General features: G+C 48.4%; 10 protein-coding genes. 1 reads left to right on the top strand and 9 read right to left on the bottom strand.

Annotation, left to right across the window (positions count from 1 at the left end):
- Nucleotides 1–91: 91 nt before the first annotated feature.
- The 3 genes from topA to ACESZH_RS16830 form a co-directional block, all read right to left on the bottom strand.
- Nucleotides 92–2,155: a type I DNA topoisomerase gene (gene topA / locus ACESZH_RS16820; protein WP_373217825.1), complete on the bottom strand. Its 2,064-nt coding sequence runs from the start codon at nucleotides 2,153–2,155 to the stop codon at nucleotides 92–94.
- Nucleotides 2,156–2,265: 110 nt separating this feature from the next.
- Entirely contained in the window at nucleotides 2,266–3,153 is an 888-nt protein-coding gene (gene dprA / locus ACESZH_RS16825; protein ID WP_373217826.1) for a DNA-processing protein DprA, read from the bottom strand.
- Between the two features lie 43 nt (nucleotides 3,154–3,196).
- A complete protein-coding gene (locus ACESZH_RS16830; protein WP_373217827.1) occupies nucleotides 3,197–4,729 on the bottom strand; it encodes a YifB family Mg chelatase-like AAA ATPase in 1,533 nt (510 codons plus the stop codon).
- Between the two features lie 226 nt (nucleotides 4,730–4,955).
- On the opposite strand from ACESZH_RS16830, the gene ACESZH_RS16835 reads away from it, so the two are divergent.
- Entirely contained in the window at nucleotides 4,956–5,171 is a 216-nt protein-coding gene (locus tag ACESZH_RS16835; RefSeq protein WP_373217828.1) for a helix-turn-helix domain-containing protein, read from the top strand.
- Nucleotides 5,172–5,232: 61 nt separating this feature from the next.
- Here the strand turns inward: ACESZH_RS16835 and ACESZH_RS16840 are convergent, their stop codons facing one another.
- From ACESZH_RS16840 to ACESZH_RS16865, 6 genes are all read right to left on the bottom strand, one after another.
- A complete protein-coding gene (locus tag ACESZH_RS16840; RefSeq protein ID WP_373217830.1) occupies nucleotides 5,233–6,168 on the bottom strand; it encodes a YARHG domain-containing protein in 936 nt (311 codons plus the stop codon).
- A gap of 73 nt (nucleotides 6,169–6,241) precedes the next feature.
- Nucleotides 6,242–7,657: an amidophosphoribosyltransferase gene (locus tag ACESZH_RS16845; protein WP_373217832.1), complete on the bottom strand. Its 1,416-nt coding sequence runs from the start codon at nucleotides 7,655–7,657 to the stop codon at nucleotides 6,242–6,244.
- An 84-nt stretch (nucleotides 7,658–7,741) separates the two neighbouring features.
- The gene (locus ACESZH_RS16850; RefSeq protein ID WP_373217833.1) at nucleotides 7,742–9,700 is read right to left on the bottom strand and encodes a fructose-1,6-bisphosphatase; all 1,959 of its coding nucleotides are present in this window, start codon (nucleotides 9,698–9,700) and stop codon (nucleotides 7,742–7,744) included.
- 51 nt (nucleotides 9,701–9,751) lie between these two features.
- On the bottom strand, nucleotides 9,752–14,260 hold the full coding sequence (locus tag ACESZH_RS16855) for a PolC-type DNA polymerase III (RefSeq protein WP_373217834.1): 4,509 nt from the start codon (nucleotides 14,258–14,260) through the stop codon (nucleotides 9,752–9,754).
- Between the two features lie 12 nt (nucleotides 14,261–14,272).
- On the bottom strand, nucleotides 14,273–15,328 hold the full coding sequence (gene ispG, locus ACESZH_RS16860; RefSeq protein WP_373217835.1) for a flavodoxin-dependent (E)-4-hydroxy-3-methylbut-2-enyl-diphosphate synthase: 1,056 nt from the start codon (nucleotides 15,326–15,328) through the stop codon (nucleotides 14,273–14,275).
- Between the two features lie 111 nt (nucleotides 15,329–15,439).
- Nucleotides 15,440–16,591: a toxic anion resistance protein gene (locus tag ACESZH_RS16865; protein WP_373217837.1), complete on the bottom strand. Its 1,152-nt coding sequence runs from the start codon at nucleotides 16,589–16,591 to the stop codon at nucleotides 15,440–15,442.
- Nucleotides 16,592–16,599: the final 8 nt, after the last annotated feature.

Here is a 16,599-nt window from a genome sequence, read left to right on the forward strand (position 1 = left end):
CTGCCTTTCCCGCTTTTCTGTCATATACGCTTCTTTATGACTCATCCAACACTTGTTCCCCGCTCCGCAAGTACACGGGAAACGCTGCGGTTTATCCCTTTCTCTGCTCCACGTATCCGCAGGTTTCCTGGCTGCATGCCAGCTTGCTGCCTTTTTCTACCATATAGCTGCCACAGACGGGGCATTTCTTTTCGGACGGCTTCTGCCAGGACATGAAATCGCATTCCGGATTATCCTCGCATCCATAATATTTCCGTCCTTTTTTCGTCTTTTTCAGTACGATCTCCTTGCCGCACTTCGGACATGCCACGCCGATTTTTTCATAATAGGGCTTGGTGTTCCTGCAATCGGGGAAGCCCGGGCATGCCAGGAACCTTCCGTGAGGACCATATTTGATCACCATGTTCCGTCCGCAATTGTCACAGATAACATCTGTCACCTCGTCCTGGATCTCCACCTTTTCCAGCTCCCTCTGAGCTGCGTCCACATCTGTCTTCAGATCCGGGTAGAAGTTGCGCACAACGGTCTTCCACTGAACGGTACCTCCTTCCACACAGTCCAGAAGGCCTTCCATGGTAGCTGTAAAGTTTACATCCACAATGCTTGGAAAAGCCTGCTTCATGATGTGGTTCACCACCTCGCCAAGCTCTGTCACATACAGATTTTTCTGTTCCTTTGCAACATAGCGGCGGCTGATAATGGTTGTAATGGTAGGCGCATAGGTACTCGGTCTTCCGATTCCCAGTTCCTCCATGGTCTTTACCAGGGAAGCCTCTGTATAATGAGCTGGCGGTTGGGTAAAATGCTGCTCTGGCTTTAATTCCTTTAAAGTAAGCTTCATGCCCTTTTCCAGGCTCTGACTTAATACATTGCTTTTTTTATTGTCCTCATCCTGGGTATACACGGACATAAAACCGTCAAATGCCACTTTAGAGGCAGCCACAGTAAATACGTATTCCCCTGCCCCTATCTTTACGGAGGTTGTTTCGTAGCGTGCCGCTGCCATACGGCTGGCTGCAAAACGCTTCCAGATCAACTGGTAAAGGCGGAACTGATCCCTGGACAGAGAATCCTTCAGCAGAGCAGGAGTCCGGCTGATATCCGTGGGACGGATCGCCTCGTGGGCATCCTGTATCTTCTGACCCTTTTTCACAGATTTTTCTGTTGTTGACACATACTGCTCTCCGTACTGGGCTGCAATATAAGCTCGTGCTGCCCCGTCAGCTTCCTCTGAAATTCTGGTTGAATCGGTACGCAGATAGGTGATCACACCCACCGTGCCGTTTCCTTTTATATCAATACCCTCGTAAAGCTGCTGCGCCAGACGCATGGTTTTCTGCGTGGAAAAATTCAGCGTCTTGGAGGCTTCCTGCTGTAAGGTACTGGTAGTAAAGGGCAGCGGCGCATTTTTGATGCGCTCGCCTTTTTTTACTTCTGTCACTTCAAACTGACAGTCTTTCAGCTTCTCCAGGATCTCGTCCATTTCCTTCTTGTTATGAATGGCTATTTTTTTGTCTGTTCCGTAAAACTTTGCTTCCAGGGCTTTCTTTTCCCCTTCTGCAAGAAATGTTCCGTCCAGACTCCAGTATTCTTCCGGGATAAAGGAATTGATCTCCTCCTCCCTGTCACAGATGATGCGGAGGGCTACCGACTGAACACGTCCCGCACTTAAGCCTCTTTTCACCTTAGCCCAGAGCAGCGGGCTGATGGAATAACCAACCATACGGTCCAGCATACGCCGCGCCTGCTGAGCGTCCACCAGGTTCATATTCAACTCTCTGGCATGCTTCAGGGAATCCTTCACTGCCGTCTTTGTGATCTCATTGAAGGTAATGCGGTACATTTTTTCCGGCGCTTCCTTGAGCGCCTGGGTCAAATGCCAGGAGATCGCCTCACCTTCCCGGTCAGGGTCCGTTGCCAGATAAATCTTATCTGCCTTCTTCGCCGCTTTGCGAAGCTTGGCAAGAAGCTCTCCTTTTCCCCTGATGGTAATATATTTGGGTTCAAAATCATTCTCCACGTCAATACCAAACTGGCTTTTGGGAAAATCCCTCACATGACCGTTGGATGCTTCCACGTCATAATTTGAACCAAGAAATTTTTTTATTGTCTTTACTTTTGCAGGTGACTCTACAATCACCAGATATTTCGCCATGCTACCTCTCCTAGTCATAATGAATCTTTATGTTACTGATCACGCAGTGAACCGTAACATCTTTGTTTCTGCTTCCCCCTACGTCCCGGAGCATGGAAAATATCCATGTCCTAATCCCGACGCACATAATAGTGTCTTCCCACCTCGCGGATAAGTCCCATAAGCTCCAATTCCGTAAGGATGCTGCTTACCCGTCCGGGCAAAAGTCCTGTTTTTATGATAATGTCATCCGGATTTTTTGGTCGTAAATCGAGACAACTATACACCAAATCCAAATCTTTAGCAAGTACCAACTTTCTTTTTTCATCAGATTTTCCCTTCTCCAGTCCCGAAATCCCCCACTCAGCCAGCAGGACTTCCGGGCTGTAAGCAATTCCTGCCCCATCGTAGATCAGCCTGTGGCACCCTTTGCTAAGAGCGCTGTTCACCGCTCCCGGCACTGCATAGACGCCTCTTCCCTGGTCCAAAGCGGTCCCGGCCGTAATCAGGGAGCCGCTTCGCTCTTTTGCCTCCACCACCAGTACCACATCGGAAATGGCACTGATGATCCTGTTTCTCGCCGGAAAATACCATGGCCGCGGCTGCGTTCCCGGCGGCAATTCACTCAGAATACCTCCTCCATGCTCCAGTATGGAGCTGTACAGCTTTCGATTGAAAGCCGGATAACAGATATCCACTCCATTTCCCAGCACTGCAAAGGTCGGAGTCCCTCCCTCTATGGCGCCTTTATGCCCCTCTGCGTCAATGCCCTGCGCCATACCGCTGATCACCTGCACCCCAGCGCCGCTCAGAGTCCGGGCATAGTGAAATGCCTGTGTCCGTCCATAGGCGCTGCACATTCTGGCACCCACCACAGCAATGGACGGTTTTGTAAAATCCGGTAACTGTCCCAGATAATAAAGCTTATCCGGCATGTTTGGCAGATTTTTCATTTTTTCAGGATAATCCGGGTCAGCCTTTCCGATGCAGCAGATTCTGTCTTTCAGTGTTCCTTCCAATATAAAATACCTCCTGATCCTGTTTTTTATGTCATTTGAATTTCTAATTCCAATATTTTTTGTCAAAAGCACGGTAGCTTAATGCTTCCCCCATGTGTGCTGTTTGGATTTTCTCCTCTCCTTCCATATCCGCTATGGTTCGTGCTACCTTCAGGATCCGGTGATAAGCCCTGGCGCTGAAATTCATTTTTTCAAAAGCACGGCGGAACAGGCGGCTGGCATCCCCTGTCATCACACAGTATTTTTCAATCTGCTCTCCCGACAGCTCACTGTTAAATGTCACTTTTTCGCCCTCATAGCGCAGACGCTGGAATTCTCTCGTCTTTTCTACCCGTTCCCGGATCACGGCAGAGCTTTCCCCCTTTTTTGAGCTGTTTATCTGAGAAAAGGTGACTGCAGATACCTCGGCACACAGATCAATTCTGTCCAGAAGAGGCTGGCTGATTTTTCCAAGATAATGCGCCACCTCCCCTGACGTACAGCGGCACCTGTCCATATCCGGATAATAGCCGCAGGGACAAGGATTCATAGCAGCCACCAGCATAAAGCCTGCCGGAAAGCAAAAGGTTCCGCCTGTTCGGGATAACTGCAGTCTTCTATCCTCCAGAGGCTGCCGCAGGATTTCCAGACTTCGCCGGGAAAACTCCGGCATTTCATCCAGGAACAGCACACCACGGTGGGCAAGCGTCACCTCACCTGGCCCTGGGATGCGCCCTCCTCCTGCCAGCGACTGAGGTGAGCTGGTATGATGCGGGCATCGGAAGGGTCTTGTTTCAATAAGCGGATTTTCCGGGCTCAAAAGTCCGGCAATGCTGTAGATCTTCGTCAGTTCCAGACTTTCCTCAAATGTCAGCCTTGGCATGATCGTGGGGATTCTCCTGGCAAGCATGGTTTTTCCGGTTCCCGGAGGGCCGATAAACAAAATATTATGAAAGCCGCTCACTGCGATCTCCGCAGCCCGGCGGGCGCTCTCCTGTCCCCGGATATCTATAAAATCCACATTTTCCCCCTGCCTTTTCATGCTTCGGGACGCTTCGGCCTGCCAGGTCCTTTTCAGATATTTTTCCGGTTTCTCCAGACAGTCGATCATTTCGGGTAAGGTGCGCACGCCGATCACCTTCATATCGGATACAAGCCTTCCCTCTTCCAGATTTTCATAGGGAATGATGCAAAAACGGCACCCCAGCTCTCTGGCACAAATGACCCTTGGAAGGATACCGGGCACAGCATGGATTTCCCCGTTCAGCCCGATTTCTCCAACGATCATCACACCGTCCAAAAGCCCGGAACGGATCACACCTGCGGCAGACAGCACAGCGGCTGCTACCGGCATATCAAAACCGGCTCCTTCTTTTCTGATATCAGCAGGAGTAAAATTTACTGTGACGCGCTTCGGCGGCAGCATGATACCATTATTCCGCAGGGCAGTCCTCACCCTGTCCTGTGCTTCCTTCACCTGGGCTGACGGAAACCCTACCATAGTAAAAGAAGGCAGACCATCGCTTACGTCTGCCTCTACATGGATTGGGCATACTTCCATTCCCAGGATCGTTGCAGATAGTACACTTGCAAACAATATTGTTCCTTTCTGCAGACCTTTTCCCGCTCCCGCAGCAGGAAACGTCCGTCTTATATTCTATTTACAGTTCATTGGGAAATCAAAAGACAGATTACACACTTGAGATAAGACATTTTATGATAGTTAGAGTTTATTATAGCCCATTATGCTCCATTTTGCAATAGTGCAATTCGTTCTGTTTTATACTTCTTGCATAAAAAATAGAAAAAAGAGGTGAGTACCCATGAAATTCCAGCGTCTTCAGGACTTAAGAAATGATGCAGATATGTCTCAGAAACAGATCAGTGAAATTCTGCACATCAGCCAGAGGTCTTATTCTCACTATGAGACAGGCTCCCGCAATATCCCCATTGAAATGCTTATCCGCCTGGCGAACTACTATGACACCAGTATTGACTATCTTGTAGGAAGAACAGATAATAAGAAGCTTTTAAAATAGAATGAATCTGATAAAAGCTGTAAAAGGACCTGACCGGATAATGGTCAGGTCCCTTTATTTTTTAATTTCCTTCGTTTCTCTTTTTTTGTTCCATCGCAGCAATTTTCTGGATATTGGCTACCTCGTACTCGTTAAAAACCGAATCCTGCTGGGAGTCAAAAGTTTCCGCATCCACGGTGCCGTTATACCAGGATTTGCTGTTAAAATAATCTGCGATCCGCTGTGTGACAAACTTCCGTCCATGGCGAGCGTAAATCTCATTTTTTGCCAGCTCCAGGTCAGAGGAGGAATACTGAGACAGCTCCTCGTCTGTCAGATAACGGCTGTCGCTGTCTGCAAAATAATAATCCCCATTCTGGGCCGCCCCTGCGGTATTTCCGGCAGGCGTCACTGTGGGCACAGGCGTAGCCGTCGCTGTCACAGCCTTTGTTCTGGTCATGATACAGTTCACGGAAGGTGTCACCCCGCCACCTGCATTCTCGGTAGTGGACAGCTTCAGATAGAGTCTGCCCTGGTCAAAGGTCATACTGCCACTGACGCGGTTTCCCCAGGAATCCGTAAAAGAAAACTTTGCCGCATTTCCCGCAACCTCGGCGGTAACATCCGCCTCCGAAACATGGGTTCCCTGGGCATCGCTTGCCTGGCTGAAGCTGAAGGAAACGGATTTTGTGCTGATATTATAAATGTTTACAGCGGCAAGACCGTCCGTGCTGTACCAGACATTCCAGTAATCATCCGGATTAAAAGCCGGGGCACGGGTAATGACTGGTGTGGGAGTCGGAGTTGCCGTTGGCTCCGGGGTAGGGGTTGGAGTCGCAGCCGGAGTCGGGGTTGCCTTTGGAATGCTTTCCAAAGCCTCTAGCGCCGCCGCTTTCTGCTGTTCCTTCCGGATACTTCTTTTATGGTTTGCAAGAAGCAATGCAGCCACTCCCATCATCAGGAAAATGGCAATCAGCGTGATCAGTATTACTTTCAGTATATCTTTATTTTTTCTCATTTTTTCCGTTCGTCCCTCGCTTCATAAAAACTACGGGAACCGCTGCTCGCCACACGGCGCTCGCAGCTATTCTTCATTCCTGTCCGTTCCAGCAATAGGTGCATAGCTTGCATGGCTCAATATCAATGGATTTTTTCAAGTCATCAAGGCGGTGGTATTTTAAGGTTGTAAAATTCAATTCCTTGCGGATTTCCTCCAGCATCTCCTTATAATTGGTGGAATCCGGATTTGCATAATCCTGAAGGATCTTATCGTTTACGTTCTCCCCTTCCCGCTTTGCAATAATCCTTCTGGTGATCAGATCCATCTCGGATTTGGAGCGGGAGAAGTTCAGGTACTTGCATCCGTAAAGCAGCGGCGGACACGCCGGACGTATGTGCACCTCTTTTGCCCCGTTGTTGTAAAGGAATTCTGTAGTTTCCCGAAGCTGGGTTCCCCTTACAATAGAGTCGTCTATCATCAGGAGGCTGTTTCCCTTGATCAGTTTATGAACCGGGATCAGCTTCATTCTGGCGATCAGGTTTCTCTGGCTCTGCTGTGTCGGCATAAAGGAACGCGGCCATGTTGGGGTATATTTAATAAACGGACGGGCAAACGGCACACCGGAACAATTTGCGTATCCGATGGCGTGGGCAATACCGGAATCCGGCACACCAGCCACAATATCCGGACGTACCTCTCCCATATCTCTCTGGGCAAGGATATCTCCGCATTTGTACCGCATTTCCTCCACATTCACACCCTCATAGGTTGAGGTAGGATATCCATAGTATACCCACAGGAAGGAACAAATACGCATCTTATCTCCCGGTTTCTGCAGAACCTCGACGCCTTCCGGTGTAATAAAGTCAATCTCACCAGGTCCCAGCTCCTTCAGATCCTCATAGCCCAGATTAATATAGGCATGGCTCTCGAAGGAAGCACAGCAGGCTCCGTCTTTTTTACCGATCACCAGCGGAGTACGTCCAAGACGATCCCTGGCAGCATAAATTCCTTTTGGTGTAAGGATCAGCATGGTCATGGAGCCATCTATCAATTCCTGGGCGTAACGGATTCCCTCAACCATTGTTTCCTTCTGATTGATCAGGGATGCCACCATCTCTGTGGGATTCACGTTTCCTCCGCTCATTTCCAGAAAATGTGTCCTGCCGTTTTTGAAACAGTTCTCGATCAGCGCATCCATATTATTGATCTTTCCAACCGTTGTGATGGCAAAATTTCCCAGATGGGAACGCACCAGCAATGGCTGCGGCTCACTGTCTGAAATACAGCCGATACCTAAATTGCCTTCCAGCTCCACTACATCTCTGTCAAACTTCGTTCTGAAAGGTGAGTTTTCAATATTATGAATCGAACGGTCAAAGCCTTTTTTCTCATCATATAAGGCCATGCCGCCTCTGCGTGTTCCCAGATGGGAATGGTAATCAATTCCAAAAAAAAGGTCCATCACACAACTGGATTTTGAAGCTACTCCAAAAATTCCACCCATTTTTTTCGTCTCCTCTTATATTATTAGTAAGGTTATTTATACATCACACGCTTCATTATATAAAAACTGCCAAAAGAAGTAAAGCTATTTTTTCTCCTTAATAACGCCCTGGCGGTAAGCATCCAAAAGCTGTGTCAGCTCTCCGATCCTTTCTTTCAGTGCTTTTCCGTTATCTGTATCGCCCACAAGACATCTCTTGGACGTATAACGCACTGCCACACGGTTGGATACAATGTCCCGCTCCTCAGAGACTGCCACCTCTGTGGAGGTGAAGGGTTCGTGTGCCGTAAGCACCAGGCCATAGGAATTGTAAATCAGCGTATAGCCTGCAATTCCTGTTACCTTTCTGTATGCTTTGGAAAAACCGCCGTCAATGACAATGACCTTGCCATCACATTTGACCGGATTTTCTCCCTCGCTCTGATGCACCGGAACATGACCGTTTATGATATGCCCCTCCTCCGGATCAAGACCGAATTCCTCCAGCATACGGTTTACCACCTCTTCATTCTCAAGAAGACGATAGTATGCGTTCTTTTTCTCTTTATGTGTGGCTTTGTCCGCAATGAAATACCGCTCAAAGGTACTCATCTTGTCCTTGCCGAACAAAGGTGAATTTGGTCCGGCCCAGATATACCATAAAATATCCCTGCTTTTTTGCATTTCTTCTTCATCCAGGGCAAAAAACGCACGGCGTACATGGGCCTCCAGCACATCATACAATGCCTTGCCCTTGTAGGTTTCCCCGTGCACGGTCACCTCCTTAAAGGTTCCGTCTTCATTTAACGGAATGCTTCCGTGGAACAGAAGGTTTCCATTATATACTTTATAAAGACCGCCCTTGTCCAAAAGCAAACGCACATGGTTCTGCAGCTTTTCGCAGTTCCTAAATGCCAGTGAAAGGCGTTCCATCACATCCTTTTCTCCCTCTGTCAGCTCAGATGGCGCATTCCAGTCCACGGTAGGGAAGCTCGTGTCAAGCAGCGGATACGTGTTTCCGTCCGGCATGGTAATGGTTCCCTTTTCCGGGTCGATCCGCTCCAGGAGAATCCTGTCCTCCATGAGGAAATCTTTGTTTTTCTTTACAAGCTGCTCTTCCAGCTTGAACTGGATAATGGAAATGGCCTTGTGCATCTTCCGGCTCAGTTCCTTTTCCAGCGCATTATAATTAGAAGAATTTCCTTTGATCTCAAATACATTGCACGGGTCATCCCGGTAGGTTTCCAGTGCAAAGGCTGCCAGCGGCATCATATTGATACCGTAGCCGTCCTCCAGAATATCCAGATTATCATACCGGATGCTGTTGCGGATAACCGTGGCAATACAGGCAAGCTGGCCTGCTGCTGCTCCCATCCAGACTACATCGTGATTTCCCCACTGAATGTCCAGAGAGTGATACTCCATCAACCTGTCCATGATAAAATGAGGACCCGGACCTCTGTCAAAAATATCCCCCAGAATATGCAGATGGTCCACTACAAGACGCTGGATCAGCTCCGCCAGCGCTATGATAAAATTCTCCGCCCTTCCGATCTCAATAATGGTATTTACAATTGCGTCATAGTAAGCTTCCTTGTCCAGAACCTCTGCTTTCTCCGTGATCAGTTCCTCGATCACATAAGCATAGTCCGCAGGAAGGGCTTTCCGAACCTTGGAACGGGTATATTTGGAGGCCGTTGTTTTGCAGACTTCGATCAGACGGTACAAAGTGATCTTGTACCAGTTTTCCATATCGTCCTCCTGCCGCTTTACGTATTCGATTTTTTCCTTCGGATAGTAGATCAGCGTGGCAAGAGAGCGCTTGTCATTATTGCTCAGAGTGTGCCCAAATACGTCGTCTATCTTTTTGCGCACCGCGCCGGAGCCGTTTCGCAGCACATGGGAAAAAGCCTCGTATTCCCCATGTACATCGGACAGAAAATGTTCGGTTCCTTTCGGCAGATTCAAAATAGACTGGAGATTGATGATCTCCGTAGACGCCTTCCCAATGGTCGGGTACAGCTCTGCCAGCCGCTGCAGATACCGCAGTTCCTCTTTTCTCATAAATACCTCCTTGCTACATCCCTCTTTTTTTCAAAACTCGCTTCTGATCCGCTACATTGCATTCTTTGTAAAATCAAAAAGCGACATCTGATTTGACTGCGGAATGTCTCCAAACATTCCCAGATCATCCATCAGATCAATAACGGTTTTACTTACCTTTGTCCTGTCACGGAAATCATCCTTGGACAGGAATTTTCCATCTTTTGCAGCCTCCACAACGGCATCAGCCGCCTTATCGCCCAGACCCTCTATCGTGTCCAGGGCAGGCATCAACTTCTCTCCTATAATCTGGAACCGATGCGCTTTAGCTGTATACAAATCGATGGGAAGAAAATCAAATCCCCTGGCATACATCTCCTGCACAACACGCATATCCTTTAAAGTATCCTGCTCTTTTTTGGATGCCTGGTCCCCTTTTTTGCGTATTTCTGCCATATAATATTCCAGGCGGTCACGTCCCATACACATCAGCTCATAGGAAAATGCAGTTGCGCGGATACTGAAATAAGCGGCGTAATAAGCCAGGGGCTGAAATACCTTATACCACGCAATCCTGTACGCCATCATAACATAAGCTGCCGCGTGTGCTTTAGGGAACATGTACTTGATCTTTTTGCAGGACCAGATATACCAATCCGGTACTCCATGCTCCTTCATGACCGTGATCCACTCGTCTCTCAGACCTTTTCCTTTACGCACACTCTCCATGATCGTAAAAGAAAGACCGCTCTCCACTCCCTTTCCGATCAAGTAGATCATAATATCATCACGGGTACAGATCGCAGTGGAAATGGTGGCTTTTCCCTCCTCGATCAGCGTCTGGGCATTGCCAAGCCACACGTCTGTACCATGGGAAAGACCTGCGATACGGACCAGGTCCGAAAAGTATTTTGGCTTTGTATCAATAAGCATCTGCATAGCAAAATCCGTACCGAACTCCGGAATTCCCAGACAGCCCAGCTTACATCCGCCGATATCCTCCGGCTTGATCTTCAGCGCCTCTGTACTGGCAAACAGCGACATAACCGATTTATCATCCAGCGGAACGGTTCTGGCGCTGATATCGGTCAGATCCTCCAGCATACGGATCATGGTCGGATCATCGTGTCCCAGAATATCAAGCTTTAACAGGTTTCCGTCAATAGAGTGATAGTCAAAATGTGTGGTAACAATATCACTGTTTACATCATTTGCAGGGTGCTGGACAGGCGTGAATTTCTCGATCTCCTCCCCTTTTGGAAGCACAATGATACCTCCCGGATGCTGGCCTGTTGTACGCCTTACTCCTGTGCATCCCTGCACGATCCGGTTGATCTCGCAGTACCGTTTGTGCTGGTCTCTCTCTTCAAAATACTTCTTAACATAACCAAAAGCTGTCTTTTCTGCCAGGGTACCAATGGTTCCCGCCTTGAAGGTCTGTCCCTTTCCAAAGATGACCTCCGTATATTTGTGGGCATTTGCCTGGTATTCACCAGAAAAATTCAGGTCAATATCCGGCTCCTTGTCTCCCTTAAAGCCCAGGAAGGTTTCAAATGGGATATCAAAGCCCTCTTTATTCATTCTGGTCCCGCATTTCGGGCAGATCTTGTCCGGCATATCACAGCCTGCCATTCCCGCAAATTCCTTAATCTCCGGGGAATCAAAATCGCTGTATTTACACTCCGGATTAGGGCAGAGATAATGGGGCGGAAGGGGATTTACCTCCGTAATTCCCGCCATAGTAGCCGCCAGCGAGGAGCCTACGGAACCACGAGAGCCTACCAGATACCCGTCATCATTTGACTTCCACACCAGTTTCTGGGCAATAATATACATCACCGCATAACCGTTGGAAATAATGGAATTCAGTTCCTTATTCAGACGTTCCTCAACGATTCCGGGCAGCGGGTCGCCATACATTTCATGTGCCTTGTTAAAACAGATATCCTTTAAATTCTGGTCCGAATTTTCAATGATCGGCGGGAATTTATCCGGGTGTATAGGGGAAAGCTTTTCGATCATATCAGCAATTTTATTGGTGTTTGTGATCACCACTTCCTCTGCCTTTTCGCTTCCCAGATAAGAAAACTCCTCCAGCATTTCCTCTGTGGTACGCAGAAACAGGGGTGCCTGGTTATCTGCATCGGAAAATCCGTTTCCTGCCATGATGATACGGCGGTAAACCTCATCCTGCGGGTCCATAAAATGAACGTCACAGGTAGCCACTACAGGCTTTTTAAACTGCTCCCCAAGCTTCACGATCTTTTTGTTCAGGTCTATGAGATCCTCATCAGAATTCACCATATCATTTTTTTCATCAGCGATCATGAACCGGTTATTTCCTAGAGGCTGGATCTCAAGATAGTCATAAAATTTTACAAGCCTTGCAATCTCTGTATCCGGCGCATTGCGCAAAAGCGCCTGGTAAAGCTCTCCTGCCTCACATGCGCTTCCGATGATCAGGCCCTCCCGATGGGCTTCAAAAACGCTTTTTGGTACACGGGGACGTCTGTTGTAATATTTTAAATGGGACTGGCTTACCAGCTTGTAAAGATTGATTCTGCCGGTCTCATTGCGCATAAAGATCACCGCATGGTACGTGGGGAGCTTTCGGATGGTGTCTGCTGACACCGCCCCTTTTTCGTTCAGTTCATTTACATCAAAGATTTCTCTCTCTGCCAGCATTTCTACGAATTTTTCAAAAATCCGCGCCGTGCATTCCGCATCGTCCACAGCTCTGTGGTGATGATCCAGGGATACCCCCACAGCCTTTGCCACTGTATCCAGCTTGAAGCGGTTCAGGGCAGGGAGAAGGAATCTCGCCATACCCACCGTATCCGCATATGTAAAATCATTGGGAATTCCCAGGCGGTTGCAGTTTTCAATAATAAAGCTCATATCAAAATCCGCATTGTGTGCCACCATGGTAGCTCCCTGACAGAATTCCAAAAATTCGGGCAGTACCTTTTCAATGGTAGGCGCATCCATGACCATGGAATCATTGATGCTGGTAAGCTGCTCAATTCGGAAAGGAATGGGTACCTCCGGGTTTACAAAGGTAGAAAAACGGTCCGTAATCTGCCCGTTTTCCACAAGAACAGCTCCAATTTCGATAATTTTGCACGTCAGCGGAGAGAAGCCTGTGGTTTCAATGTCAAAAACCACAAATCTGCCGTCCAGCCGCTGCCCCTTTGCGTTTGTGACCATCCCCTTCAGGTCGTCCACAATATAGGCTTCCATGCCATAAAGCACCTTAAAATCCGAATCCTTCGGCACGCAGCCGCCCCATGCGTCAAAGCAGTGATTTGCTTCCGGGAAGGACTGCACCACACCGTGGTCTGTAATGGCAATCGCCTTATGCCCCCACTCATAGGCCCGTTTTACCAGAGCCTTTGCATCGGTGACACCGTCCATATCGCTCATCTTTGTATGGCAGTGAAGCTCCACCCTCTTCTGGGGGCTGGTATCTGTTCTCGGGTTCCGGAAATCGCCGATCTTTTTGATCCCGTTGATTGAACCAATGGTCAGCTCACTGTCAAAACGGTCTATGGTGGTGACACCCTTAAGCTTTAAGAAGGCTCCTTTTTTTACAGCCTCCGTAATCTCCGGAACCTGTTCATTACGCAGAAACAGCTTAATGGTTATGGAATCTGTAAAATCCGTGATGGGAAAGATCAGAATGGTCTTTTCGTTTCGGATCTCCCTTGCTTCCACCTCCATAACCTGGCCCCGCACAATGACTTCTCCCACTTCTCCGGTAATGGCTTCCAGTGCGGTAACCTCTCCGTCGAAATCGCGCCCATATACCACATCCGGATTCGGATCCTTTCGGAAGCCGCCGCGGTCGCCCCATTTTCCTTTTTTTTCGAAGGTCTTTTTCTCCCTGGATAATTCCTGTTTTTTCTCGGATTTTTCCGGAGATGCACCTGCTTTTTTCGTCTTTTTCTCTTCCGCTGCTCCGCCCGCGGAGCTTTCCTGCGCGCCCTCTTCTTTTCCGGAAATCTTTGCATGTTTTAAAACATTTTCCACTTCCTGACGGATCTGGATTGCTGCATTTTTGCGGTATTTGCTCTCCTCTGTCTCCACATATTCCAGTTCAACCTTCAGGTTCATGCCGCACCGCTCACAAAAAATCTTTTGAAGATATTCCACCAGGATCTCGCTTTTTTCTCTTGCAATAACAGAATCCGGCAGTGTCATGTGAAGAGTGTTATCCTGTGGAAATACAATCTCAGCACGCTTAAAAAGATTGTGCTCAAGCATATTATAATTCTTAAGCTCAAGCTCCATACTGGAACGGTAGGTATCCAGAAAATTGGCAGGTGTATACTGTTTGGACAGGAAAAAACGCTCGATCACCGTCACATTCAGCGTCAGCCCCGGAAAGCACTGGCGCTCGATCTGATCCTCCAGATCAAAAATATGCTTTTTATGGATCCAGCGGTCACTTCTGATATAAACCCGGATGCGGGTCTTTGCCGCATTGCAGGAAACCTTAGTGACGATCACATCCTCCAGAAGCTCCTTCAGCTCCTGCTTCAGTTTTAAGTTCGGAAATACATCAAAAAATTCTTTTTCCATTCTTCTTTTCCGTTACTTTTTCCAGTTTACAAGTTCTTCCCGCAGAGTATCCAGAAGCTGATCCTCCGGTACCTTCTTTATGATCTCGCCGCCCTTGATCAGAAGACCCACGCCTACTCCTCCGGCGATCCCGATATCCGCCTCCTTTGCCTCTCCGGGACCGTTTACCACACAGCCCATCACTGCCACTTTAATATCCAGCGGAATATCCTGCACCATAGTTTCCACCTTGTTTGCAAGACCGATCAGATCGATCTGGGTACGCCCGCAGGTAGGGCAGGATACCACCTCAACCCCGCCTTTTCTCAGGCCCAAAGTCTTCAGGATCCGTTTGGCGGATTTCACTTCCTCCAGGGGTGCTCCTGTCAGAGATACCCGGATGGTGTCCCCGATACCCTGATAGAGAATGATTCCCAGTCCAATGGCAGATTTGATATTTCCGGAATAAAGTGTTCCTGCTTCCGTAATTCCCACATGAAGGGGATAATCTGTCTTCTCCGCAATCAGCTCATGAGCCTTTGCGCACATCAATACATCTGAAGATTTAATGCTGATCACAAGATTGTCATAGCCAAGCTCCTCAATGATGCGCACCTTATCCAATGCGCTCTCCACAAGACCTTCTGCTGTTACTCCGTGATATTTCTCCACCAGCTCTTTTTCCAGAGAGCCGCTGTTTACGCCCACACGGATGGGTATATTCCGCTCCTTCGCAACATCTACGACTGCCTTTATCCGCTCTGTGCTGCCGATATTGCCCGGGTTGATACGGATCTTGTCAGCGCCGTTTTCCATTGCGGCAATGGCAAGACGGTAATCAAAATGAATGTCTGCAACAAGTGGAATATGAATCTGTTTTTTGATTTCCCCCAGGGCTTTTGCTGCCTCCATGGTTGGAACAGCACAGCGGATGATCTCGCAGCCCGCTGCCTCCAGAGCCAGAATCTGCTCCACAGTAGCCTCCACGTCCTCTGTCTTTGTATTGGTCATAGACTGGATCAAAACAGGGTTTCCTCCCCCTATTTTACGGTTTCCTATCTGAACGACTTTTGTATGTTCTCTGTACATGCTTTTTCCTCCAAACTCACACACTCGCGCCGAAGCGCGGTTGCGCCAGCAACCATATTCCTCTAACATAAAGAGAGAAAGAACGCCCTCACCGGACGTTCTTTGAGGTTTTTAATGCTGAATTTCCAGTAATTTATTTTTCAGATCCGCTTCCATGCGGCGCATTTCCTGCTCTGCCTGCTGGCGTTTTACCCTGCCTTCCTTCTGGATCTTCATCACATCATCCAGAGTCTGGATCAGGTCTGCATTTGTTTTCTTTAAGGTTTCAATGTCCACAATGCCGCGCTCTGATTCCTTTGCCGTTTCCACAGATGCCATATGAAGCGCCTCTGCATTCTTTTTCAGAAGCTCGTTTGTAAGGTCTGTCACCTGTCTCTGGGCATTGGCTGCCTCTGTGGAATGGGCGATTCCCAGCGCAAGCACCATCTGGCTCTTCCACAGGGGAATGGTATTTACGATGGTGGTCTGGATCTTTTCCACCATAGAGGTATCGTTATTCTGCACCAGACGGATCTGAGGCGCTGTCTGCAGGGAGATCATCCTGGTAAGCTCCAGGTCATGCAGCTTTTTCTCAAAACGGTTGCACTTGCTGTCCAGATCCTTTGCCTCCTGCGCATCCTCCGGAAGTCCGCTCAGGGCAGCCTTGTTTTCCAGCTCCTTAAGCTTTCCCTCCCGAACCTGGGTCAGCTTCTTTTTGCCAGCCAGGATGTACATGGTCAGCTCTTTGTAATAAGTCAGATTCTGGCTATACATTTTTTCCAAAATGGCTGAATCCTTTAAAAGACGGCGCTGGTGCTCCTGAAGAGAGCCTGTGATCTTCTGTACATTTACCTCAGCCTTTGCGTAGCGGTTCTTAAGAGTTTCGATTTTATTTCCCTGCTTTTTGAAAAATCCGAACAGACCTTTTTCTTCCTCTGTGGCATCAAAATCGCGAAGCTCGCCCACCACCTGGGTGATCAGCTCGCCCACCTCTCCAAGATCCTGTGTCTTTACATTTTCCAGGGCAGCATCAGAAAAATCAGCCATCTTTTTCTGTGTTCCCGCGCCATACTGCAAAATCTGATTGATATTTTCAATATCAATTTTCTCCGCAAAATCGTTTACCATCTGCTGTTCCTCAGGAGACAATACCGTCTGCTCCATCTCCTTTTTCACAGCCTCAGCCTCCGGCTCCGGGACCGCAAGTTCCTCCTTGGTTGCCCCGAAATCCGGCTCCAGTGTCAATGTAGGTGCTCCCCCGAAATCCTTAAATTCTTCTCCCATGCCTGTTC

This window comes from Ruminococcus sp. 5_1_39BFAA, assembly GCF_964240875.1.
Taxonomy (GTDB): Bacteria; Bacillota; Clostridia; order Lachnospirales; family Lachnospiraceae; genus Blautia_A.